Below are 353 nucleotides of genomic sequence, written 5' to 3'. Positions count from 1 at the left end.
CACCCGTTGTGGTACCTGTAATTTCAACGTTTACGTTTTCATCATTGCCGTTAATTACGTCATCGTTTGTATCGTTGATATCAACTGTTATTGCAACTGTAGTGTCTTTGGTAAAGCTGGTTTCGATTGTGGCTAAATTGCCTTCAACATCTAGTGCGCTCACACTGGCTGTAATTTCACCATCAGCAAGGCCTGAAATATTAGTGGCATTTATTGCCCACTCACCTGCTGCATTAATCGCGACGTCTTCAACCGTGACTTTATCTCCGTTCACATCGGTAAATACCACAGTGGCTGTTTGGTTAGCATCAGCCTCTTCTATTATACCGCTTACAACTACATCACTTTGCTCT

At 42.5% G+C, this 353-nt stretch carries 1 protein-coding gene; it reads right to left on the bottom strand.

Annotated features, from left to right (window positions below):
• Positions 1-353, bottom strand: a 353-nt coding sequence (locus H5126_RS21315) for a hypothetical protein (RefSeq protein WP_182721568.1), incomplete at both ends; no start/stop codon positions are given.

The sequence above is a fragment of the Pseudoalteromonas sp. SG45-3 genome (assembly GCF_014164075.1).
GTDB lineage: Bacteria > Pseudomonadota > Gammaproteobacteria > Enterobacterales > Alteromonadaceae > Pseudoalteromonas > Pseudoalteromonas distincta.
This window is presented reverse-complemented; position numbering and strand designations above follow the sequence as displayed.